Origin of the sequence: Streptomyces sp. NBC_01214, from assembly GCF_026340975.1 — a bacterium.
Classification (GTDB): domain Bacteria; phylum Actinomycetota; class Actinomycetes; order Streptomycetales; family Streptomycetaceae; genus Streptomyces.
In genome coordinates, this window is the sequence record NZ_JAPEOS010000003.1 from 700,253 (window position 1) to 721,894 (window position 21,642).

16 protein-coding genes and 3 pseudogenes are annotated in these 21,642 nt (G+C 69.7%); 10 read left to right on the forward strand and 9 right to left on the reverse strand.

Translation table 11 applies throughout. The annotated features are described in order from the left end of the window. Positions 1–16 precede the first annotated feature (16 nt). From OG594_RS39485 to OG594_RS39495, 3 genes are all read right to left on the reverse strand, one after another. Positions 17–160, reverse strand: coding sequence for a hypothetical protein (locus OG594_RS39485; protein ID WP_266607202.1), 144 nt, complete (start codon positions 158–160; stop codon positions 17–19). 348 nt (positions 161–508) lie between these two features. Then, a complete protein-coding gene (locus tag OG594_RS39490) occupies positions 509–1,603 on the reverse strand; it encodes a glutamate--cysteine ligase (protein ID WP_266607203.1) in 1,095 nt (364 codons plus the stop codon). 203 nt (positions 1,604–1,806) lie between these two features. Next, positions 1,807–3,072, reverse strand: coding sequence for a chloride channel protein (locus tag OG594_RS39495; RefSeq protein ID WP_266607204.1), 1,266 nt, complete (start codon positions 3,070–3,072; stop codon positions 1,807–1,809). Between the two features lie 559 nt (positions 3,073–3,631). Between OG594_RS39495 and OG594_RS39500 the strand changes: the two genes are divergently transcribed. The 5 genes and pseudogenes from OG594_RS39500 to OG594_RS39520 all read left to right on the forward strand — a co-directional run. Further along, positions 3,632–4,135 carry an SRPBCC family protein gene (locus tag OG594_RS39500; protein ID WP_266607205.1) on the forward strand — a complete coding sequence of 168 codons (504 nt, stop codon included), beginning with the start codon at positions 3,632–3,634 and terminating at the stop codon, positions 4,133–4,135. Positions 4,136–4,818: 683 nt separating this feature from the next. Beyond that, on the forward strand, positions 4,819–5,265 hold the full coding sequence (locus OG594_RS39505; protein WP_266607206.1) for a DUF6325 family protein: 447 nt from the start codon (positions 4,819–4,821) through the stop codon (positions 5,263–5,265). Position 5,266: 1 nt separating this feature from the next. Continuing rightward, positions 5,267–5,470 carry a hypothetical protein gene (locus OG594_RS39510; protein ID WP_266607207.1) on the forward strand — a complete coding sequence of 68 codons (204 nt, stop codon included), beginning with the start codon at positions 5,267–5,269 and terminating at the stop codon, positions 5,468–5,470. A 387-nt stretch (positions 5,471–5,857) separates the two neighbouring features. Then, a pseudogene (locus OG594_RS39515) lies at positions 5,858–6,271 on the forward strand (SDR family NAD(P)-dependent oxidoreductase); the annotation flags it as partial. Positions 6,272–6,443: 172 nt separating this feature from the next. After that, positions 6,444–6,608 (forward strand): annotated as a pseudogene (locus OG594_RS39520) (beta-ACP synthase); the annotation flags it as partial. A gap of 57 nt (positions 6,609–6,665) precedes the next feature. Here OG594_RS39520 and OG594_RS39525 read toward each other — a convergent pair. From OG594_RS39525 to OG594_RS39535, 3 genes are all read right to left on the reverse strand, one after another. After that, on the reverse strand, positions 6,666–7,676 hold the full coding sequence (locus OG594_RS39525) for a TauD/TfdA family dioxygenase (protein ID WP_266607208.1): 1,011 nt from the start codon (positions 7,674–7,676) through the stop codon (positions 6,666–6,668). 50 nt (positions 7,677–7,726) lie between these two features. Beyond that, positions 7,727–8,725, reverse strand: coding sequence for a hypothetical protein (locus OG594_RS39530; protein ID WP_266607209.1), 999 nt, complete (start codon positions 8,723–8,725; stop codon positions 7,727–7,729). Between the two features lie 1,283 nt (positions 8,726–10,008). Next, positions 10,009–10,881 carry an RICIN domain-containing protein gene (locus OG594_RS39535; protein WP_266607210.1) on the reverse strand — a complete coding sequence of 291 codons (873 nt, stop codon included), beginning with the start codon at positions 10,879–10,881 and terminating at the stop codon, positions 10,009–10,011. A gap of 631 nt (positions 10,882–11,512) precedes the next feature. On the opposite strand from OG594_RS39535, the gene OG594_RS39540 reads away from it, so the two are divergent. Beyond that, the gene (locus OG594_RS39540) at positions 11,513–13,267 is read left to right on the forward strand and encodes a LuxR family transcriptional regulator (RefSeq protein ID WP_266608797.1); all 1,755 of its coding nucleotides are present in this window, start codon (positions 11,513–11,515) and stop codon (positions 13,265–13,267) included. 4 nt (positions 13,268–13,271) lie between these two features. Here the strand turns inward: OG594_RS39540 and OG594_RS39545 are convergent, their stop codons facing one another. Further along, positions 13,272–13,541: an alpha/beta hydrolase gene (locus OG594_RS39545; protein ID WP_266608799.1), complete on the reverse strand. Its 270-nt coding sequence runs from the start codon at positions 13,539–13,541 to the stop codon at positions 13,272–13,274. 166 nt (positions 13,542–13,707) lie between these two features. Here OG594_RS39545 and OG594_RS39550 point away from each other — a divergent pair, with 166 nt between their 5' ends. Together OG594_RS39550 and OG594_RS39555 are read left to right on the forward strand one after the other, a co-directional pair. Beyond that, on the forward strand, positions 13,708–14,139 hold the full coding sequence (locus tag OG594_RS39550) for a cupin domain-containing protein (RefSeq protein ID WP_266607211.1): 432 nt from the start codon (positions 13,708–13,710) through the stop codon (positions 14,137–14,139). Positions 14,140–14,396: 257 nt separating this feature from the next. Beyond that, positions 14,397–15,485, forward strand: coding sequence for a hypothetical protein (locus OG594_RS39555; RefSeq protein WP_266607212.1), 1,089 nt, complete (start codon positions 14,397–14,399; stop codon positions 15,483–15,485). Positions 15,486–15,571: 86 nt separating this feature from the next. On the opposite strand, the gene OG594_RS39560 is transcribed toward OG594_RS39555, so the two are convergent. Beyond that, positions 15,572–17,806, reverse strand: a complete 2,235-nt coding sequence (locus OG594_RS39560) for an arylsulfatase (protein WP_266607213.1) — start codon at positions 17,804–17,806, stop codon at positions 15,572–15,574. A 612-nt stretch (positions 17,807–18,418) separates the two neighbouring features. Then, positions 18,419–19,554 (reverse strand): annotated as a pseudogene (locus OG594_RS39565) (phosphatidylserine/phosphatidylglycerophosphate/cardiolipin synthase family protein). Positions 19,555–19,591: 37 nt separating this feature from the next. Between OG594_RS39565 and OG594_RS39570 the strand changes: the two are divergent. Together OG594_RS39570 and OG594_RS39575 are read left to right on the forward strand one after the other, a co-directional pair. Then, complete coding sequence (locus OG594_RS39570; protein WP_266607214.1) at positions 19,592–21,064, forward strand: DEAD/DEAH box helicase; 1,473 nt, start codon at positions 19,592–19,594, stop codon at positions 21,062–21,064. Between the two features lie 46 nt (positions 21,065–21,110). Further along, on the forward strand, positions 21,111–21,515 hold the full coding sequence (locus tag OG594_RS39575) for a CBS domain-containing protein (RefSeq protein ID WP_266607215.1): 405 nt from the start codon (positions 21,111–21,113) through the stop codon (positions 21,513–21,515). The last annotated feature ends 127 nt before the right edge of the window (positions 21,516–21,642 follow it).

Below are 21,642 nucleotides of genomic sequence, written 5' to 3' on the forward strand. Positions count from 1 at the left end.
GCCTGCTCTGCTGCCCTCAGGACGGGAACGGCTCCTCGCTCTGCGAGAGCTGTCCTTGGGCATCGGCGACGGCATCGGTGGCGCCGAGTGCCGCGATGGTGTTGCCGGCGGCCGTCACGCTGCGGGCGGTGCCCACGACGGGGGCGACGGAGATCAGCACATCCTGCAACCGCTCGGCAGCCGGATCTGCCTTGCGGGCCGGTCATGTGGGCGGGTCAGGGGCAGGCGAACGACATGTGACAGTGCGTGCCCGCAGATCACCCGCATGCCTTGCTTCAACTCTAGAACCCCTCCCGATCCCGCGCGCGGGGGCAGGGTTCGCGCGGCCTATGTGCGCCGCGCGATGCCGTTCACCGCCCTGCACCCCGCGGAACTCGTCGACGGCGTGGGCTGCGCGGGCGCGTCCGGCTTTGCAGGCACGTCATCCGCACGGCTCGGCCGGGAGGATCCCGGTGGAGCCTGCAACGCCCCGGTTCCGTCGGCATCCCGGTCACAGCCGGCCGGCGACTCAGGAGGTGGTGGCTCCTGAGGTGATCAGGGCGCCGACCGCCGGGAGGCCGGCTTCCGCCAGGGCGCGGCGCTGGCGGTCGGCCGACGTTCCCCGCTGGAGCAGCCGATGGACGAGCGAGGTCACCTCGCGGTGGTCACCGTTGTCTTCAAGGGCGGGGCCGATGTACCGCAGGAGCGCGCATAGTACGTCCCCGCTGCTTCGCAGTCGCCCGTTCGGGTCCACCAGCGTGCTGCTGATCCCGTGCCGGGCCGCATGCCATGTTGCCGCTTGCAGGAGTTCCGGTCGGCACGGCGTGTGAGCGACTCCCGACTTTTCCTCGGAGATAGCGGTGGCGGCGAGCCCGCGGACGACGCCGGCAAGCATGACCGCGTCGTCCGCCTCCAGCTGCACGTCACAGCAGCGCACCTCGATGGTCGGGTAGCGCTCGGAGAGCCGGGCCTGCCAGTACAGCTGCCCCCGGTCCGGGATCACCCCGGGTTCCACCAGCGCATCGGCCCGCGCCTCGTAGTCCGCGAGCCCCGCGAAGTGCGGCGGTGGGCCGCTGACCGGCCAGCGGCCGAAGATGATCGTGCGCCAGCTGGCGAAGCCGGTGTCCTGCCCGTCCCACAGGGGGCCGTTCGCGGACATCGCCAGCAGCGTGGGAAGCCAGCCGCGCAGCCGGTTCAGGACAGCCACCCCGGTCTCGCGGTCGGGCATCCCCACATGGACGTGCATTCCGCAGATCAGCTGCTCGTCGACCAGCAATCGGGCCTCTTGCTGCATCTTCACATATCTCGCCGTGCTGGTGATGGGTACGGGTACGGCACTCCTGACCGGCGAGGTGGCAGAGATGGCGATGCGGCAGCCGTTCGCCTGCGCGGCGGAGGCGACTGCGTGGCGCAACCGCAGAAGATGCCCTCCCACCTCCTCGAGAGCCGTGCACACGGGGGTGGCGACTTCGATCTGAGCCTGCAGCAGCTCGTCCTGGACCTCTCGCTCTTCCGCGATGGGTGCCAGGCGGGCCGTGGCACGCACCTCCTGCACGAGCGGTGTGGGAAGGAGTGTCTCCGGGGCGACCAGCAAGTACTCCTCTTCGACCCCAACAGTGATCATGCTGGGTGGTACCCCGAACCCGCAGTGATCACCCACCTAAAGGGCCACCACGGCACCGATGGCCCCTCGTGAGTGCGCGAGCGCTCGGCGGTGGAGCGTGGACGAGGACTTCCAGCCCCGCTGGTCGGTGGCGGACCATTCGTGTCCGCAGGGGATCCTGTGCGTCTTCTACTACGAATCCGGCTGGCAACTCCTGCGGTGCGTCATGCGGGGGCAGGGTCTGTCCGAGCGCCGGCCTCGGATCTGCCGGTCGGTGCCGGGCTGAGCCTGAGCATCACGACGTAGGCGACCACCACCGCGACGATGACCAGCGGCATGACGGTGAGGCCCTGCGATCCCAGCAACAGGGTGGCCAGCAGCACCGACGTCAACGGGAGCCTGAGCATGGTGACCGACATGGCCCCGATGCCTATGGCGAACGCCGGGGTGAGCTGCAGCCCTGGAAGGTGCGACAGGGCGATCCCACCCGCCGCCCCCAGAAACATCGCCGGGAAGATCGGGCCGCCCCGGAAGGCGCTCAACGAGACGCAGTACGCGAGCCCCTTGCAGGCCACGAGAAGCGTCAACATGCCGACGGTGTAATCGGCGCTGTTCGCGAGCAGCGGGCCCAGAGCGCTCTGCCCCGAGTACATCACCTCGGTCGCGGCCTTCCCGGTGCCCTGGGCGTAAGCGATGGCGAGCCCGCCGATCACCAGGCCCATCAGTACGGTGGCGGGAAGCAGGCGCCGTTCGACGCGCGGCTGTAGCCACAGGGCGAGCCGTCGGATGCCCGTGCCGGCGAGGGCCATCGCGAGTCCGATGACGAGTGCCCAGCCGAATTCGGCGACGGTGGGCGAGTTGGCGTGTGGCACGTCCGGAATGGCCAGCGAGAAAGTACCGAGACCGGTCCAGTTGTCCAGGCCGATGAAGACGAGCGAACCGATGCCGGCGGCGAGAAGGCCGGGTACCAGCACGACCCCGAGCATCGGCCCGCCGACCCCCGATACTTCCATGAGCAGGAAGGCACCGGTGATGGGGGACCCGAGCAGGGTGCTGACCGCTGCGAAGCTTCCTGTGGCGCCGACGACGGCCCCGGCCTGCGGGGGCATGTCCGGCTTGAGCAGGCGTACCAGCCAGAGGGCGACGCCGCTGCCGAGCATGATGAGCGGCGCCTCGGGTCCGAGGACCGCGCCGAGGCCCAGCGTGGCCACGGCCGCGAGGAGGACTCCGGGAAGCTCACGCGGTTTCGGCGGGCCCGCCGTCGACAGCCCCTCGGCCGGCTTGTGGCCGCCGATCCCGGGAAGGTAGCGGATGGTCACTCCGACCAGCAGGCCTGCCACGGCGAGCAGTGGAAGGGGCCACCAGGGTGGGGTCTTCCGGAAACCCAGCGCCTTGGGCAGGTCGGTGTAGGTCCAGGGCTGGAGCGCATCGACCAGCGCGAGGAAGCCGTACGCGCCTGCGGAGATCGGCACTCCGAGCACCGCCGCCATGACCAAGAGCCTGATGTAGCCGCGAGTCCTGACCAGGGCGAAGGGATCAGTTGATGGCGTCCCCGGTGCTCCGACGGGACTATCGGCCGACACTGCGAATCAACTCCTCGGCATCGATGTCCGTCGGGAACGTGGTGATTCACCGGCGTCTGCCCGACGTGATACCACGTGGCATCGCTGCGTACCTGGCGTGCGCACCGCTGCCGTTCGGCGTCGGCGTGACGGTCACTCGGCCGGCCCCAAACCCCGCCGAGCGGTTCACCCGATCGCTCCCGCGCCGTCGGCGCGACCGAGGCGGGCCGGGCGGGGCGCGGTCGGTGCGAGGTTCCCGCCGGCCTGGTCGACGACGACTTAGGGGCAGGTTCGGTTTCTCTACGTGAGGTGAGATGGCGTGCCCGGACACCCGGCACGCCAGCCGCGCACAAGGGATTGTGCGTGGCCTCAGCCCCTTTAGTCGGGGCTACACCGCCCCCGCGTGTTCCCTCATTCGTGGAATACCGTGGAACCAGTGGTCCGAGGTGGCTCGCAGGCCGCCGTCCGCGGAACGGAAGGCAGCGAAGTGGTTTGGCATCTGCGATCCGAGGCGCTGGAGTTCCTGGACCGTGCGCCGCTGCGGTTGTCCTTCGCCGCACAGCTGGAGGCGCCACCGGACGCGGTTTTCAGGGAGCTCGCAACGAGGCCCGACAGCTGGCCCCGCTGGTTCCCGGGGTTCGCCTCCGCGGCGTACGTGGGGGGCCCTCCGTACGGCGTGGGAACGGCCCGCCGGCTCCGGCTGGTCGGCGGCGTGCGGGCCCTGGAGACGGTACTGGTCTGGGACCCGGCGCGGTGCTTTGCCTATCGCGTGGAGGAGGCCGGGGTGCCCGGCGTGCGGGCGATGATGGAGAAGTGGCGGCTGGCCCCCTCGCCGTACGGCGGCACGACGCTGCACTGGACCATCGCGCTGGATGTGCGGCAGCCGGTCCGGCCGGTGTGGAGAGCCGCCAACCCGTTGCTGGCCGGGGTGCTTCGGCGGGCGGCCCGCCGACTGGATCTACGGATCGCCTCCGCCGCGGTCCACGGCTGAGCTGCCGGCCCCTCGGCCGAGAGGGGCGCGCGAACCTGCTTCGGCCCGAGCAGGCCCTCGTCCACACCAACGAAGTGGCGAGACCCCCGTTCTCGCACGTCTGGCCGCACGCGGCCTGCGTTGCACCCGCTTCCATACCACCGGGCTGTACTCGCCGAGCCGCCAGGCGTTGCTGACCGGTCCGGCGGGCCCTTCGACACCTGGCCGACCGGCGGGGGCGGCTTCGGGCCGGAAGGCGGGCGACGTCCCAGTGCTTGGCGATCCCGCCCGCGGCAATCAGGAACGCGTGCAGGTCCGCGCCGGTATCTCACGGTCGAAGCAGACGGCATCTCGTCACCTTCATGCAGGGACTTCGGCCAGGATGCGGGCCGTCAGCCACCGTGCGAGGCTGGCAGGCGGACGGGCACTCAGGGCATCCTCATCGCCCTCGCCGGTGGCGCGTCGTATCAATAGCACGGAATCACGCTCGCGGGGCTGGCCACGAACGTCGGCTTCCTCTGGCCGCCCTTCCAACGTTCGGGGCCACCATCTCCATCGCCGTCAACATCGTCATCATGTCGGCGCTCTGCGCTGGACCGGGTGAACAGGCCGGCATGTCCGAACGTGAGGTCTCGGAATCACCAGCCACCGAAGAGGGCACTCGACATCGAACAGGTGCTCATCGAGAGAACGGAAGGGTAGATATGACATCGCCTGACACCGACGAACTGGGGCCGGTCGACTACCTCGTCGTCGAGTTCCCGCCGGCCACCTCGCACTTCACCGGCGAGATGGCCGCCGAGCTCGACAAGCTGGTCACCTCGGGGATCATCCGGGTCCTGGACCTGATCATCCTGACCAAGGGGCCAGATGGCGAGATCGACGTACTCGAGGTCGATGGCCTCGAGAACGCCGGCGAACTGCGCGCCGCAGAGGCGCAGCTGGCCGGCCTGCTCGCTGAAGAGGACGTCGTCAACCTGGCCGCCGCCATGGAGCCCGGCACGACGGCCGGGGTGCTGGTCTGGGAGAACGTGTGGGCGGGGCCCTTCGCCTCCGCCGCACGCCGCTCGGGAGGCCAGCTGATCGCCAACGGACGTATTCCGATCCAGGCCATCCTGGCCTCGATCGAAGCCGACCAAGAAGGAGAATGAGATGCCCCTCGGACCCATGCGCAGAGGACGACGTGGGGTCATCGGCGCCCCCGTCGCTCGCACAGCGGCCGTCGTGGGCACGGCAGCGGTCGTCGCCCACGGGATCGGTCGCCGCAGTGACCGGCGCGAGGACCGCCGGGACGACCGTGAGGACCGCCGGGAGGACCGTGAGGACCGCCGGGAGGACCGCCGGGACCGGCGCTGATCCGGGTCCCACCGCCGTCCGGGACGGCGCGCGCTCCCTCCCGGTCGCCCGAGGAGGCGGCCGACCGGGAAGCGGTGGCGCCGGCCTCCACGACCGCGACGGGTTCCGGTAACGGGTCCTGCGGGCGCGGTCGCAGAGGGGCCGGTCCGCACACAGTCGGAGCGCCTTCTCGTGGTCGAGCCGCCCCCGCCGCCGTCCGAGTGAACCAGCCGGCCTCGTTGCGTCGTTCGAGGGACACCGCTGCCCTGCATGGCCGACCCGGGCGAGCCGCCCGCCCTCGCGCAGGTCGACGCCGGGGAGTGTTGTCCCCCGGTGCCTGCTTACGGCCAGCGACGGGAGAGATCGGTGAGCTCAGCTGTGGACGAGGAGCGACGGCCGGTGCCGGCGATTCTCCGGGGCCAGAAGGCGCTGGTGACCGGGGCGAACTCCGGCATCGGCAAGGCCACCGCGATCGGGCTGGGCCGGGCGGGCGCCGACGTGGTCGTGAACTACGTCTTCGGCCCGGAGGCGGCCGAGGAGGTGGTGAAGGAGATCGAATCCTTCGGCGTGCGGGCCTACGCGCACGAGCGGGACGTCTCCCAGGAGGACCAGGTCGTCGCGATGGTCGACCGGATGGTCGAGGAGTTCGGCACGATCGACATCATGGTGGCCAACGCCGGGCTGCAGCGGGACGCCGCCGTCACCGAGATGACCGTCGCGCAGTGGCAGAAGGTGCTGGACGTCAATCTCACCGGCCAGTTCCTGTGTGCCCGGGAGGCGGCGAAGGAGTTCATCCGCCGGGGCGTCGTGGACGAGATGTCGGCCGGCGGCACCTCTTCGGCCAACTCCTTCGTACTCGCCCGTACCGACAGCACCGTCAAGTCCTGGGGCCACAACTCCTTCGGACAGCTCGGCAACGGCGGCAACACCAACCAGACCGTGCCGATCCTTGGGCGGCAACACGACGTACGCCTACTGAGGGGGTGCGTCTCGCGAGACCGCTGCGCTCAAGGTCTCCCTAGGCGCCGCCGCCCGCCACGTGCCCAGCAGCTCCATCAAGTCCATGGCGGGCCACTCGCTGGGGGCCATCGGCTCACTGGAGATCGCCGCGTGCGCCCTAGCGCTGCGGTACGACGTGATCCCGCCGACGGCCAACCTCGAAGTCAGCGGACGGTTCCCGACCGGGGCGGCACGGCGACGGTGACGATGTGGCTGGTCAGCGGGCGAGTACGTGGCCGTCCTGGGGGCGGTGGTCGCGGGAGCGGCGCAGGTCGGTGGTGACGTACGTGCGTTGCAGCCAGCGGTCTGCTCCGTCGTAGCGGGGGTGGAAGGCGGTGCGGCCGTGGACGGTGACGCGGTTGTCGATGACGACCAGGTCGCCGGGTGTCAGTCGCAGGGTGCGGGCGGTCGTCTCGCAGGCGCGGCCGAATTCGGTCAGCGCCGCGGCGGCCCGAGCGGTGAGCGGGGTGGTGACGAGTTGAGCCATCCTTATGTCGGGATCCTCGACCGCTCCCGACAGCACCGGTCGAGGCTGGACATCGAACCCGGTCGCGGCAGGGTCGGGGCCGAAGGAGGGGGGTGGTGAGGTGATGAACTCCGGGGCGAACAGGGCTTCGCGGCCGGCCGGGGTGAGGAGCGGCAGCGCTTGGCGGATGCCGGTGACGCGCATGCCGGCGATCTGGTCGTGGTCGCCACGCAGGCACAGGAAGACCACGTAGTCGGGCGGGTGGGGGTGGAAGCCGTTCTCGGTGTGGAAGGACAGCGGCACCGATCCGGCGTTGCCGTGGAAGCTCTCCTGCCCGGGCACGGGCACGACGTCCTGTACGAGGGCGCCGGATTTCTCCGCCCGGTAGGCGAGGGGTTCTCCGAGCCCGCAGGCCACCATGGTGAGCACCGCGGCCGAGACGGTGGCCTGGCGCTGGACCGAGCCGGGTACGGACGGTGTCGCGGGCAGGACCGCCTGATCGACGGGCAGGCCGCCGATCACCACGGTGCCGTGCGGGCCGGAATGCCTTCGAAACCGGCGCACCTCGAGGCGCAGCCGCAGCGGAAGCTCCTCCCAGGCGTCCCTGGCCCGGGCCACCCACTCGGGGCTGTCGACCTGGTCGTGCCCGCGGGTGCACAGGGTGCGTGCCACTTGCTCGCACGCGCCGGCATCGGCCGGGTCAAGTGCCCAGTCGGCTGCGACGGCAGAGCTTCGGGTGGTGCCGGGCGTCGTCTCGGGCATCAGGGTCCTTCCCTTCTCGATGTCTCCTGCCGGAGGTGTGGGCGGCGGACTCACGAGTGGCGCAGGCCGGCCACGGCGTCGGCGATGTAGTGGTCCCCGAAGCGGATCAGCGAGGCGTACCGGGCTGCGCGGCGATGGCGCATGAGCCGTAGTTCGGCGACGGCGTTGTCGGGGCCTTCGGGTTTCTGAGCGATGGAACGACGCAGATGTACCATCGAGTACGCGAGGGTGACGTGCCGTTCACCGTCCACGATGTCGGCTTCCAGGAGCGCGCCCCGTGCCTCGGCCAGCTCCGGGGCGCGAGCTGCCAACTGCTCGTAGGAGTCGGGAACCACGGACAGCAGGTCCTTCATCGCCGTCCGGAACAGCTTGTATCCGCGATGTTGGCGCCCGCTCAACGGGATGTCCACCGACGGCGGCGCCATGGTGTGGCGTATCGCCGCCATGTAGTAGTCGGCCGGGACCGTACTCGCGTGGGTCATGGCCGCCGGGAATCCGCGCACGTACACCGTTGCGTCGGCCAGCCGCAGCAGCGCGGCATCGTCGTCGCCGAGCCGCAGATGGCGGGTGGCGTCGGCCACGGCGACCGCAGCGCACACGTTGAACAGGACGTGGACCTGGTGACCAATGAGCCACCGCGCACTCCACACAGGTTCCAACGACGATTCCGCACCGGCCTCGGGGACGGCCACCGGCGGGACGGAGTCATGGTCTGCGCCTGGCGCTGCGCCGGTGAGATCGAGTACCGACTGCCGCATCCCGGTCATCTCCAGCGCCAGGTCGGAGCCTGACAGCGGAGCGTCACACAGGTCTTCCAGACCGCGGTGGATGACCAGGACACCGTGCAGGGCGGCCTGCTGATCTGACAGCTCTCCCTCGCGGACCCGGAAGTAGGACTGACTGGTCGACTCCGCCGGCAGTTCCTCACCGGCCGCGGCCGGAGCCAGCGCCGACAGCGCGGCCACCAACTCACCGGCAGTCGTGGTGGCCTGCCGTAGCGCGAGGGTCCGCTCGACAGGTCCGGCATGGGTCGACACCGCGGCCAGCACGCGCGCGGTCCGTTTCGCCTCAGCATCGACCCGTGGGCCCAACGCCGGGACGGGCCGCCCGCCTCGGGGCTCTCGGAAGACAGCGACAGCAGGATGACCGGCAACCGGTGATAAGCCCATGGTCGAAGTACTTCGCCGCGAACGCTCCACACGAAACCTGATCGGCATGACCATTCCTGCGGTGCACCGGATTTGGCCGGGGAGGCAGTGATGAGGATCTGGATTCAACGGGCCCCATCATTGACAGGATCCGGTCGCACGCACCGGTCGTGCACAGAGCCGCACTCGGCGAGTGCGGCTCCGCGGACTGTCGTCTCAGCTGATCGCGATGTCGTCTATGTAGCCGCGGTAGCTGCCGGAGCCCGGGTCCTGCTGGTCGTAGCCGACCAAGATCCGGCTGATCTGCTTGCCCGCTTTTTCGTCGAGGCTGACCGTGACGTAGTTCCAGGTGTCGAGGGTGAGGGCCGTGCACTGTTCGACGGGGGTTGCCCGGTGGCCCCTTTGGTCCCATGACCAGCTGTCACGCAGGGTGCTGCCGTCGGTGAACACCAGGTCCACGGCGACGCATGCGCTGTTTCTCGACCCGTCGGCGACCGCGGTGGCGGTGACGTGGCTCTGCGGGTAGATCCAGTAGCTGAGGGCCTTTCTGTCAGGCCATGCGGTACCGATGGCCAGCGGGCTGCTGCTCAGGTCGTAGATCTTCATGTAGGCGTCGGCATGGCCTGAGCCGGTCCGGGTGGATCCGGAGTACAGCAGTGCGCCGGTGCCGGTGTGGGCGATTCCATCGCTGCGGATGCCTGCCTGAGGGCCGTCCACGTTGTGGAGGCCTCCACCGGCCGTGTCGACTGCGTGGGTCCAGGCCGGTACCGGGTCGCTCGACTCGAAGCCAGAGCGGAAGCTGCTGGCCGTGGACGGCCTTTGCGGCGGCTGGACGGGAGCCGGCGCCGGCTGATCCGGTGTGGTCATGCTCCGGGTCGGTCCGTCACTGATGCAGGCGGGCTGCCGTACCCATCGGCCGTTCTCGTCGAGCTTGTCCTCAGCGACACCCGAGTCGTACATCATGGTGGCCCCCGACCCGGCGGGGTAGGTGACGGTGATCTCGGCGTCGGTGGAGTAGGTCCACTCGTCCCAACTGCCCTTGGCGAAGACGAACCGGCCGGTGTAGGTCTTGCTGACCGGGAAGGCCTTCACCCAGGTTGTGGAGTGTGCAGGTGCCGCGGGGACCACGGCGTGGTAGGTCTTCTCCTCCGTGTTGGTCGTACCGGTCTGTACCGAATGGGTGATCAGCTGGGAGGCCTCAACCGCGAAGTCGGCGTGCCAGAAATCACTGGAGGAACCCAGCTTGACGGTGATGGTTTCCTTCGTGCCGTTGGCGATGGAATCCGTCGTGATGGTGGAGGTGCTGTTGGTGACCTTGTAGTCGACGGGATCGCTGCGTCGGTGTGCTGGGCCTGCAGGCACAGGGCCACCCCTGCATCGTTGCCGGTCACCGCCGCCTGCGTCTGGCTGTAACTGCAGTACGGGTAGGCCGAATGCGCCAGGACGGCGGCATCACATTTGGTCAGCGCGTACTTGGCGGCCCAGTCAGTGGTGAAGTCCTTCCCGCCGCCGAAGCGGGAGCCCCACAACTGGTTCTCCTTGCCGTGACACGGCCACATGTTCAGGTAGTCGGCGTGGCCGGCGAGCCAGCTGCTCGCCACGTCCACGCATTGGTCGTCGACCACGTTGCGGATCATGAACTTCGTTCCCGAGCCTTTGAACTGACCCGGCTCGAAATACCAGTACTGATACTTCTGGGAGCCGTCGCACCGCTGTTGCTCCACCGGTCGGATCCGCCACGTGGAGTCCCACCAACCCGGCATCAGACACAACCCGGAACTCGTCTTGATCTGGAAACTTCCGTCACCCTGCGGTTGCAACGAGAACACCTGGTTGGAGCCGTCGTTGCGGTCGTAGGCCTGCAGCCACGCCCCGGAATCGGACGAACTCCAGGGCACATCGATTGCCCGCTGGTCCTTGGCGAGCATGAAGACACAGTCCTCGGCGCTCTTGCCGTCACCGGCGTAGCGGCACTGGTGGGACGTCTCGCCGGCCGCCTGCGCCTGCTGGGCCCCCGCCCCCAGTAGGGCGGCAACCAGTGCGAAGATCGTCGACACGAGGACCCCGACGGGTACCGGGGGTCTGGGGCGCCGCCTTCTGGGCGCGTGAGCCCGAACGGCATCGCTGCTCTGCATCTGCCACTTCCTCCTTCGTCGTGGCACCCTGCACGGTGCGCCTCCGCCTCCGGGGGATCAGCAGCGGCCCCGGGACTTCGCCGCACTGCGTGAGGGTCCATTCGTTCGATCCGACGGCCCTGCGAGGAGGGAGCCGTCGTAGCACCGCCAAAGTAGGAACGCGCAGCTGCCGATACATCCGTCACATGACGTAGGAAAACTCGGGGCCGGCGGGCGTTCGGGCCAGGGCGATCGGGTGTGGCAGGCCGACGCCGGAGAAAGGCGCCCCGGATTGACGTGTGACCTTCGAAGCCTCTTATGAAGCTCAAAAGTGCGCCACCCGGTGCGTATCGGAACGGGGCTGCGTCTATTGTCTGCTGTCGTGGAGTCAGCTCGACGCGTCGCAGCCCGGCGCGTGTGACCCGCAGAGGTGCTGCCTTGGCCGAATTGACCTCTCGTCGGGCAGCTGACTCTTCTGGACCCGACACCGCGGCACCCCTGATCGGGTCCGGCACGAGGCTGCCTGGTTCAGCAGGCAGGTGGCATCACTACGGGAGAGACGGCCGTGCAATTCATGGGGCCTCGCCTCGTCGGACGCGATCCCGAAACGGCGATCCTCACCGTGGAGGCCATGTGCGTTCTGGCGGAGGAGATCTGTGCGCAGGGGCCCGTAGCGCTCTTCCTCGATGATCTCCAGTGGGCCGATCGGGCCAGTGTGCTGGTACTGCAGCGGCTCGTGCAATCGGTGGCCCAGCTGCCGCTGCTGATCGTCGGGGCGCTTCGCCCGGTTCCCCGGGTGGTCGAGGTCGACGTGCTCGTCCGCGGGCTGCGCGGCACCCATCGCACGGTGCTGCGGCTCGGTCCGCTGGCCGCCTCGGCCGTGCCCTTGTTGGTGGCCCACACGATCGGGCATGAACCCGGCCCACGATTGCTTCGGCTGTGCGAGAACCCGTATGACGTGCGGAACAGCGGGCGCGCCGACACTCGATGCGGTCCGGTTCCAAGCTTTTGCATCGGTATGCCTCTTCGCCCTGGGCGGCTACCGGAAGCGGGAGCCGTGGCTGCCGCTGCGCGGCGAGCGGCTGCCGAGCTGGGCGACGCAACGGCCCTGGCCTATGCCCTGCACGTGCTGGCCGCCAAGCACTTCCTGGAGGCTCCTGGCCTTGAAGCACTGGAGCTCGCCCGTCAGGCGTCGCGTCTGACACCCGAGACGATCCACCCGGCGCAGTGGCTCGGGCTGCAGCTCGCGCTGGCCAACTGCTACATGGAACTGGACCTGACCCCGGACGCGGAACGCACATTGGCGAGCGTCCGCCCGAGCGCCGAGGACCTCGGGGGCGTGTTCCTGCCGTGGTACCACCTGTCCTGTGCGCTGCTGGCGTTCCACGCCGGCCGGTGGGAGGACGCGATCGCAGAGGTGGACGCCGGCCTCGACCCCGGCGTCCACTTCGCGATGAGCCGGGCGTTGAGAGCGCTGGCGGGGGCAATAGCCGTCCATCAAGGCCGGCGGGACGACGCCGAGACCCACATGAGCCGGGCTGCGGCGGCACAAGACAGCGGAACGGTCTCTTGGTTCTACGAGTACGTCCTGTTGTGCGCCCAGGCCCTGCTGGATGAGGCGCAAGGGCACTCCGAGCGCGCCTTCCGCCGCCTGGCACACAGCTTCGACACCGGGATCGGGCATCTGCCCGGTCAACTGATCCTCAGCTTCCTGACGCCCGATCTGGTCCGACTCGCGCTGGACCAGGGCGACTCGGCGGCAGCACGGCGCTACGCGCACGCGGCGCGTTCGCGTGCCGCGCACAGCAGCGCTCCCTACCATCTGGGGGACGCCTGCCGGTGCGAAGGGCTCATCGCACAGGATCCGCTGCTGGAAGCGGCCCGTCACTACCGTGAAGCCACACGGCCGCTGAACCAGGCGCACGCCCTCACCGAGGCCGCCGAGCTGCACGCGATACGCGGCCGACCCTCCGACGGCCGCGCCCACCTCGAGCGAGCCCTGGCGATCTACGCCGGCCTGGGTGCGGTCTGGGACGCGGCACGTGCGACCGCCCGCCTTCGCGCGGTCTCCGTGAGCCGCGGCACCCGCGGCCCCCGCAACACCGCGCGCCTGGGATGGGAAGCGCTCACCTCCACCGAGCGCATCATCGCCGGTCACGTCGCTGCCGGACACTCCAACCCCGAAACAGCCGCGCGCATGTGCATCTCGCGCCGCACCGTCAGCACCCACGTCTCCAACATCCTGCGCAAGCTCGGCCTGACCTCGCGGGTAGAGCTGGCCACCGAGGTGATCCGCCGCAACAGCCCGCCCGAACACCAGCAGCCCTGAATCGTCAATCAGTCGGCAGAGCGCCGGGGGACCAGCTGTGTTCGAGCTCGCGGAGGAGTTCCTCCGCCCTCGGCCACGGGCCATGGCCGGAGGCGGGGTTGAGGTGGCCGACAGCGCCGAGTTCCACGAGGCGGCCGCCCCAGTTCCGGGCCAGCTCGGCCACTCGCTCGACGGTGCCCAGTGGGTCGTTCGAACTGGCCGCGACGATGGTGGTGCGCTTCAGGCACTGCGCCTGGACATAGCGGTGGCGGACGTTCTGCCGGTTCGGGGCCAGATCCGGAGGTGGTGGCGGAACGCCTGGTCAAGGTCGACTGTCCGGTGAGCGCCGCCCTTCGCCTCCAACGGCGCCGACTCGCCTGCACCTGATGTCGAGGTGCGGGCCGCCACGGGCGGTGGCGGGAACTGCTCGTACGCCGTCGGTTGCCTGGTGTACTGCCCGCATGGCAGATCAGAAGCAGTGCACGGTCGTGCGGACCGCCACGTATGAAGGCATTCAGGGCGGCACGTTCGGGGCGGGGATCAGCGCCCAGTCAGCGGGCGCGGAGCGGTTGTGTCTGCACCGGCTGGTGATGCCCGCGGGGACGCGGGGGCGTCCTCACCTGCACGAGGGGCACGAGTCGGCCATTTTCATCCAGTCCGGGCAGGTCGAGGTCTGGCACGGAGAAGACCTGGCCGAACATGCCGTGCTGCGCGCCGGAGACTACATCCACATCCCGGCAGACACGCCCCACATGCCCGTAAATACCGGAGCAGAGGACGTGGTGTGCCTGGTCGCACGCACCGACCCCGAAGAACAAGAGGGTGTCCGGCTGCTGGATCTTCCGACCTGGCTGGAGTCCCGGGTCGGCCCACTGCCGGTCGGGGCCGGCTGAGCCTCGAAGTATCGCGTCCGCGTCCGTGTTCTGCCGACTCGTCGTCGATGAGCAGCTCACCACGACGAGGGCATTCGGACCGGACCGGGTCAGATCGTAGTCCCCTGATCACGCGCTGTGGGGAGAGCGCCCTGATGCGCGGACGCGGCTTCAAGGTCACCGATGTGCCCGGCCGGATCCGGAGGCCAGGAGCCGCGTTGCAGGCCGCGAAAGAGACCACGAATGCGGAGCTGGGTACGGACGCGCAGCATGGAGGCATGGTTGTGCTCTCGCGGCGGCCGGAGAGGCGTTCGAAGGCCTCCGCCAGCGTCAGACCGGGATCCCCGTCGAGCGACTCCCGTACGGGTGCCGACCAGGAGAGCTCCGGGATCCGTGGACGCCCGATGCCGCCCGGCCTGCCCCGAACGTCCTGCACAGCTCTCGCAGCCCTCCTGACGGCCGTTCTGGCCACCGCGCCGGCAGGCCCCGCCTTTGCCTTCACCGGCGGCAACCACGAGGACATCACCCGGGCCGCACTGCCCTGGGAGCCCATCACACTGACCGAGATGGCCGACGCCCAAGCCGGGGCGATCAACGCCAACGACCACCCTCCGTACTTCGACGTCGGCCCCCTGCACTGCGACAACGCCGACTACCTTGCGCCCCGCTACGCCTCCGATTACCCCCGCACCCGGGACGAGGCAACCACCGAGCTCCTCGCGTGCATCCGTACCTCCGTCACTCGCTTCCGCAACGCGGTCGAGGTCGCCGACGGCCTCGTCGACGCTGACGGCAAGGTGCGGGCCGACCAGAGCGACCTGTCTTCGCACTGCACGTGGGACGGGAAGCCCGGGCGGGCCAAGTGCGCCGTTCTCGAACAGCTCGGCCGCGGCTGGCACCAGATCGAGGACTTCTATTCGCATTCCAACTGGAGCGACCGGCCCGCGACCGGCCCGGTCGGCCTCGACAACCCACCCGGCTTGGAGCGTACGGACGTCGCACCGTTCCTCGACATTCGTCGCTACAGCGCCATGAAGGACGCCGACTGGACACGGGACGCGCGTGAGCGTATCCCTGCGGACCTCGCCACCGGCTGCTACACCGACACCGATTCCACCGGTGTCAAGCCCGCCGACTGTGACGGGCGCGTCACCCACAACCGTGCCCTGACCAAGGACACCGCCGCATCGCCCCGCTCCAAGACCGGTGACAACTTCCGCCACGCGACGGCCGGCGCCACCGCCGAGATCACGCGCCAGTGGAACGACTTCAAGGCCGAGCTGCTCGCGAAGTACCCGGATCACCGGCGCGGCGCACAGATGGTTTGCGTCCTCGTCCACGATGAACCCGCCGGTGCCTGCCCCTGACGGGGGAGGGAACGGTCGGTCGGGCTCTCTGGAACCCGGCCATGCATGGACTCGGCGGCGACCGGCGGGTCCACGGTACGGCCCGCCTACTGGCGGGCCATGTACATGCGGATCTCGCTCTCGGCGTCGACGATCAGGTCGCCGGACAGGTCGACGGTGACGCTGTGCAGGGTGCCGGTGAAGCGGAACGGTGCCTGGTAGTCGGGGGCGACGGCTGATCCGGGGTTGTGGCCGCAGGCCATGCCGCCCGGGTTGAAGGCGATCGGCGTGGTGACCGGCATCTCGGTGTGGCCGACGAGGCGGCCGTCGATGTACAGCTGGGCCCGGCCGGGTGCGCCCTTGCCGTGGGCGATGTCCGGGGCGCCGGTGGGCTCGAACTCGAAGCGGAGGGCGTGGCGCCCTTCGGGCACGGTTTCGGCGGAGGCGACGTGGTGCAGGGCCCGTTGGACGTAGTTGTGGGCGTAGTGGAGGTGGCCGTCCTTGATGTAGAAGGACCAGCCGCCGGCGTTGGTGCCCTGGCTGAGGAGGACGCCTTCCGCGCCGTCGGGTGGGATCTCGACGTCGGCGGTGACGCTGTGCGGGCGGTTCAGGACCCGGGGGGCGACCGCGGCGGGGAGGACCTGGGTGTGGGGGCGGAGGGTGTAGTTGGTGCGGGTCCGAGTGATCTGGGGGCGTTCCTGCATCATGCGCTCGAAGGCGCTCCCGTCGATCGGCATCACGTTGTACTTGCCGGCCTCCATGTACCACAGGGAGATCATCTCGATGAGTTTGGTGCGGTTCTCCTGAGCGAGGTTCCGGGTCTCGGCGACGTCCTCGTCGATGCGGTAGAGCTCCCAGTGATGGGCATCGAGGTCGTCGAGGTCCGCCATGGTGATCGGGGCGCCGAAAGGCCGCCCGGCCTCGGCGAAGGAGGGGCCGGGCCAGGGGCAGACCGCCCGCCACCCGTCGTGGTCGATCGCCCGGTGCCCGAACATCTCGTAGTACTGGGTGCGGTGAAGGCTCGCGGCGCCGGCGTCGTCGAAGGTGTGGGCGAAGCTGACCCCGTGCAGGGGCGACTGGGTGACACCGCGGATGGTGGCGGGTGCCTCGATGCCGAGCACGTCCAGGACGGTGGGGACCATGTCGATGATGTGCGCGAACTGGCCGCGGATCTCGCCCCGGGCCTTGATGCCGCTGGGCCAGTGGAGGAGGAAGGGGTCGCTGACGCCGCCGCGGTAGGTCTCCCGCTTCCACCGCCGGAACGGGGTGTTGCCCGCGGAGGTCCAGCCCCACGGGTAGTGGTTGAAGGTGGTCGGGCCGCCGATCTCGTCGATCCGCGCCAGGCTCTCCTCCAGCGTCTCGGGCGCGTTGTTGAAGAACTGCAGCTCGTTGGTGGTGCCGGTCGCCCCGCCCTCGGCGCTCGCTCCGTTGTCGGAGACCACCATGATCAGCGTGTTGTCGAACTCGCCGGTCTCCTTCAGGAAGTCCACCAGCCGCCCGAGGTGGTGGTCGGTGTGGGAGAGGAATCCCGCGTAGACCTCCATCATCCGCGCGGCCACCCGCCGCGCGTCCGCCGTCAGCGACTCCCACGGCGGCACGTCCGGATCGTGCGGGGACAACTGCGCGTCGGCGGGCACCACACCGAGCTGCTTCTGCCGGGCGAAGGTCTGCTCGCGGTAGGCCTCCCAGCCGTCGTCGAAGCGCCCCCGGTAGCGGTCGGCCCACTCCTTCGGCACATGGTGCGGGGCATGCGCGGCACCCGGGCAAAGGTTCATGAAGAACGGCTTGTCCGGGGCGACCTGCTTGGCGTCGGCGATGAACGAGATCGCCCGTTCCACCAGGTCTTCCGTCAGGTGGTAGCCCTCCTCCGGCGTGGCCGGAGGCTCGACCTGGTGGTTGTCGTACACGAGTTCCGGATACCACTGGCTCGTGTCCCCGCCCAGGAATCCGTAGAACCGCTCGAAGCCCCGCCCCAGCGGCCACCGGTCGTACGGCCCGGCCGCCGACTCCTGCTCCGAGGGCATCAGGTGCCACTTGCCGACCATGTACGTGTTGTAGCCGTGCTGCAGCAGCATCTCCGACAGGAACCCGTTCTCGAACGGGATCTGCCCGTCGTAACCCGGGTAGCCGGTGGCCAGCTCCGTGATCGCCGCCATGCCGTTCGCGTGATGGTTGCGGCCCGTGATGATGCAGGAGCGCGACGGCGAGCACAGCGCGGTGGTGTGCATGTTGCTGTACAGCAGCCCGCCCGCGGCCAGCGCGTCCAGATGCGGCGTCTCGATCGGACTTCCGTAGCAGCCGAACTGTCCGAACCCGACGTCGTCGAACACGATGAACAGCACGTTCGGCGCACCCGGAACCGCGCGCACCGGTTGCGGCCACGCCGGAGTCGATTCCTCGGCCGTACGGCCGATCACCCCCGGGAACCGATGCCCGGGCCGGTACTCACGCCACGACGACTGCGCCATCTGTCTCCGTCCCACCAGCGGCACGACCACTGGTGATGTGTGTGCGGCGGTGCGACCGGACTCCTCCACGCTAGGACGCCACCGCCACCCCGGCGACCGGGCTGCGCCGTCCGGTCCCTGCCACCGGCCGGCACGCGGGCGTCTGCGCTCCCACCTGAGCCCGCTGCTGAGCGAGACGCCCGGGGCACTGATCGGCCGCAAATGCGCGTTCCTGATCGGTTGCGGGCTGGGAATTCGCTCACCACCACGTCCTACGCGATCCTCCGCCTGCTCTCGATCCGCCCTTGGAGCACCTACGAGCTCGCACAGCAGATGGACCGCAGCCTGGGCCGCATCTGGCCCCGAGCCCAGAGCAAGCTCTACGAGGAGCCGAAGAAGCTGGTCCGCCACGGCTTGGATGAACCCGTTGGACGGCGGCAGGGTGGAACTTCAGCTCCTGCTATGGGCGGTGCCGGGGCGTGGGCGCCTTCCGGCACCGTGCGGGAGTCACAGGAACCGGCGGATGGGGGTGACCGCAAGCTCGCGCAGGCGTTGCGCCGCAGAGCGGCGGTTCCAGCGCGCTGGAACCATCGGCTCGCTGGCCTGCACGTCCTCGTCGAAGTGGCGGTCCAGGGTTGCGGTGAAGTCTTCGTCAAGGACCGCGAGCATGACCTCTTCGTCGTGGTCCAGGGAGCGACGGTTGAAATTGGTGGAGCCGATGAGTGCCGCGACCTGGTCGACGGTGATGACCTTGGCGTGCATCATCGTCGGCTGGTACTCGAAGATCTTCACCCCGCAGGCGAGGAGGTCCGCGTAGAAGTTCTGGCCGGCCAGCCGGCAGACGCGCTTGTCGGTGTGGGGGCCGGGCAGGAGTATCTCGACCTCGATGCCCCGACGTGCTGCCGCACACAGCAGCTCGATGAAGTAGGCGTCCGGGGCGAAGTAGGCGGTGGACAGGCGGAAGCGATGCTGGGCGGATTCGATGGCGACCCGGATCAGGGTCTGCATCTCCTGCCAGCCGATACTGGCCGATCCCCGGACCACCTGCACCACTGCCCCGCCCTGCGGCGCGTGCTCGGTGAAGCGGTCCCGGTCGTCGAAGAGGGTGTCGTGGCACTCGGCCCAGTTCTGTGCGAAAGCGGCGGCGACGCCGTCCACGGCGGGGCCGCGCAGCCGGACGTGGGTGTCACGCCACTCGTTCTCGTTGCGGGCGTAGCCGCACCACTCCTCGGCGATGCCGACTCCGCCGGTGAACGCCGTCTGTTCGTCGACGACGAGCACTTTGCGGTGGCAGCGGTGGTTCTGCTTGAGCGGGGAGAGGTAGAGGGGCTTGCGGAACCACGCGACGTCGACCCCGGCGTCCTCCATCAGATCGAGCAGGTCCTGCTCGATGAGCCGGCTGCCGAAGCCGTCCAGCAGCACCGCACCCGCACACCCGCGCGGGCCCGGTCCGCCAGCGCCTGGGCGAACTGCCGGGCTATCGCGCCGCGCCAGTACACGAACGTCATCATGTCGACGGTGTGTTCGGCGGCGCGGACGCTGTCCAGCATCGCCGTGAAGATCTCGTCCCCGTTGCGCAGGGCGAGCAACGCGTTTCCTTCAGTGGCGGCGATGCCGATCAGCCGCTCGAGGCGGCGCCGCATCCGCTGCTTGCGCTCGGCCACCGACAGCGCTGGGGCGATGGCCGTCCCGCCGGACGGTCGCGACCCGCTGGTTGCACTCGTCATGACTCCACCTGACCGGTCGGGGACGCCGCCCCGGACGTCCGGCAACCGCCGGGGCGAGCCGACTGTACACAGCCGCAGACCGGGAAGGATTGTGTATCTCCCCTCGTCGCGCGCTCATGGCGCTGAGCGGGCCGCAGAGCCGTCTCCCGCGGCCGGCGCCCGCTGCCCGCTGCGCCGGTGTGGCCAGGGCATGACCGTGCCGTTCCCGATCCAGGGCGCGACCCTGCCGAACTCCCTGGCGGGCCGCGACGTGCTCGGCCGCGGGCGGACCGGCTCCGGCAAGACCCTGGCCTTCGGGCTGGCCCTGCTGGCCCGTACGGCCGGTCAGCGTGCCGAGCCCCGTCAGCCGCTCGCGCTGGTCCTCGTACCGACCCGTGAGCTGGCCCAGCAGGTCACCGACGCCCTCACGCCCTACGCCCGCTCGGTCAAGCTCCGGCTGGCCACGGTCGTCGGCGGGATGCCCATCGGGCGGCAGGCGGGCGCGCTGCGCGGCGGCGCCGAGGTCGTCGTCGCCACGCCCGGCCGGCTGAAGGACCTCATCGACCGCGGGGACTGCCGACTGAACCAGGTCGCGACCACCGTCCTGGACGAAGCCGACCAGATGGCCGACATGGGCTTCATGCCGCAGGTCACCGCCCTGCTCGACCAGGTGCGCCCCGAGGGCCAGCGGATGCTCTTCTCCGCCACCCTCGACCGCAACGTCGACCTGCTGGTGCGCCGCTACCTGACCGACCCGGTCGTCCACTCCGTCGACCCGTCCGCGGGCGCGGTGACGACGATGGAGCACCACGTGCTGCACGTGCACGGCGGTGACAAGCACGCCGCCACCACCGAGATCGCGGCGCGCGACGGCCGCGTCATCATGTTCCTGGACACCAAGCACGCCGTGGACCAGCTCACCAGCCACCTGCTGAACAGCGGGGTGCGGGCCGCCGCCCTGCACGGCGGCAAGTCGCAGCCGCAGCGCACGCGCACCCTGGCGCAGTTCAAGACCGGGCACGTCAGCGTGCTCGTCGCCACGAACGTCGCCGCCCGCGGCATCCACGTCGACAACCTCGACCTGGTCGTCAACGTGGATCCGCCCACCGACCACAAGGACTACCTGCACCGAGGCGGCCGTACCGCCCGTGCCGGGGAATCCGGCAGCGTCGTCACCCTGGTCACCCCGAACCAGCGCCGCGACATGGCGCGGCTCATGGCCGCCGCCGGGATCACCCCGCAGACCACCCAGGTCCGCTCCGGCGAAGAGGCCCTCAGCCGGATCACCGGAGCCCAGGCCCCCTCCGGCATCCCGGTCGTCATCACCGCCCCGGCGGCGGAGCGGCCCAAGCGCAGCGGCTCCGCCTCGCGCAGCCGACGAGGTCCCGCTTCGGCGGCCCGGCGCTTGAACGTGCGCCGGTCCGCCTTCGACGCGGCGGCGGCCTGAGAACCACTTGATCAGGAAACTGACCCATCTCTGCAGGAGGCACGTTTTGACGCTGGTCCAGATGCAGTTCCGCTCGGTGAGTGCCAACCCCGCGCACCGGGCGGTGGTCGATGCCATGGAGGCCGCCGGGCCGCAGGTCTGCGACGACATGACGGTCGAAGTGGCCTTGTCCGTGATGGCCAGTGCCTGCGCGGGACATCTGCTGGTCTGCGACGAGGACGGCCTGTGCGCCGGTCTGGTGACCCCGGCCCAGCTCGCGGCCGTCCGTGACGGAGACGCTTACACGGACCGGATCCGGCTGCGCGACGTCCTCGGTGACCGCGGGCCGTCCACCTCGCCCCTCACCACGATGGCCGAAGCCGAGCACGCGATGCGCTACCGCCGACTCGATGCTCTGCCCGTCGTCGACGAACAAGGCAGCGCCCTGGGCGTCCTCGCCCTTGCACGCTGAACCGCCTCACCGCGGTCGGACCGTTCCCCCGGCGCCCTGCCGACCGTCTCACTGAAGGGACCGGCGTGAGCACACCCCCGACTGCGTCGGCAGTGCTGACGCTCCAGACCGATGAACAGGATGACGG

Bases quoted from the DNA above. Each gene is read 5' to 3' on its own strand.
- OG594_RS39540 (WP_266608797.1), top strand. From the start codon at position 11,513: ATGGGGCCTCGCCTCGTCGGACGCGATCCCGAAACGGCGATCCTCACC.
- OG594_RS39505 (WP_266607206.1), top strand. From the start codon at position 4,819: ATGACATCGCCTGACACCGACGAACTGGGGCCGGTCGACTACCTCGTC.
- OG594_RS39495 (WP_266607204.1), bottom strand. From the start codon at position 3,072: ATGGCGGCGGTGCTCGGAGTGCCGATCTCCGCAGGCGCGTACGGCTTC.
- OG594_RS39570 (WP_266607214.1), top strand. From the start codon at position 19,592: ATGGCCGTCCCGCCGGACGGTCGCGACCCGCTGGTTGCACTCGTCATG.
- OG594_RS39550 (WP_266607211.1), top strand. From the start codon at position 13,708: ATGGCAGATCAGAAGCAGTGCACGGTCGTGCGGACCGCCACGTATGAA.
- OG594_RS39510 (WP_266607207.1), top strand. From the start codon at position 5,267: ATGCCCCTCGGACCCATGCGCAGAGGACGACGTGGGGTCATCGGCGCC.
- OG594_RS39555 (WP_266607212.1), top strand. From the start codon at position 14,397: ATGGTTGTGCTCTCGCGGCGGCCGGAGAGGCGTTCGAAGGCCTCCGCC.
- OG594_RS39490 (WP_266607203.1), bottom strand. From the start codon at position 1,603: ATGATCACTGTTGGGGTCGAAGAGGAGTACTTGCTGGTCGCCCCGGAG.
- OG594_RS39525 (WP_266607208.1), bottom strand. From the start codon at position 7,676: ATGCCCGAGACGACGCCCGGCACCACCCGAAGCTCTGCCGTCGCAGCC.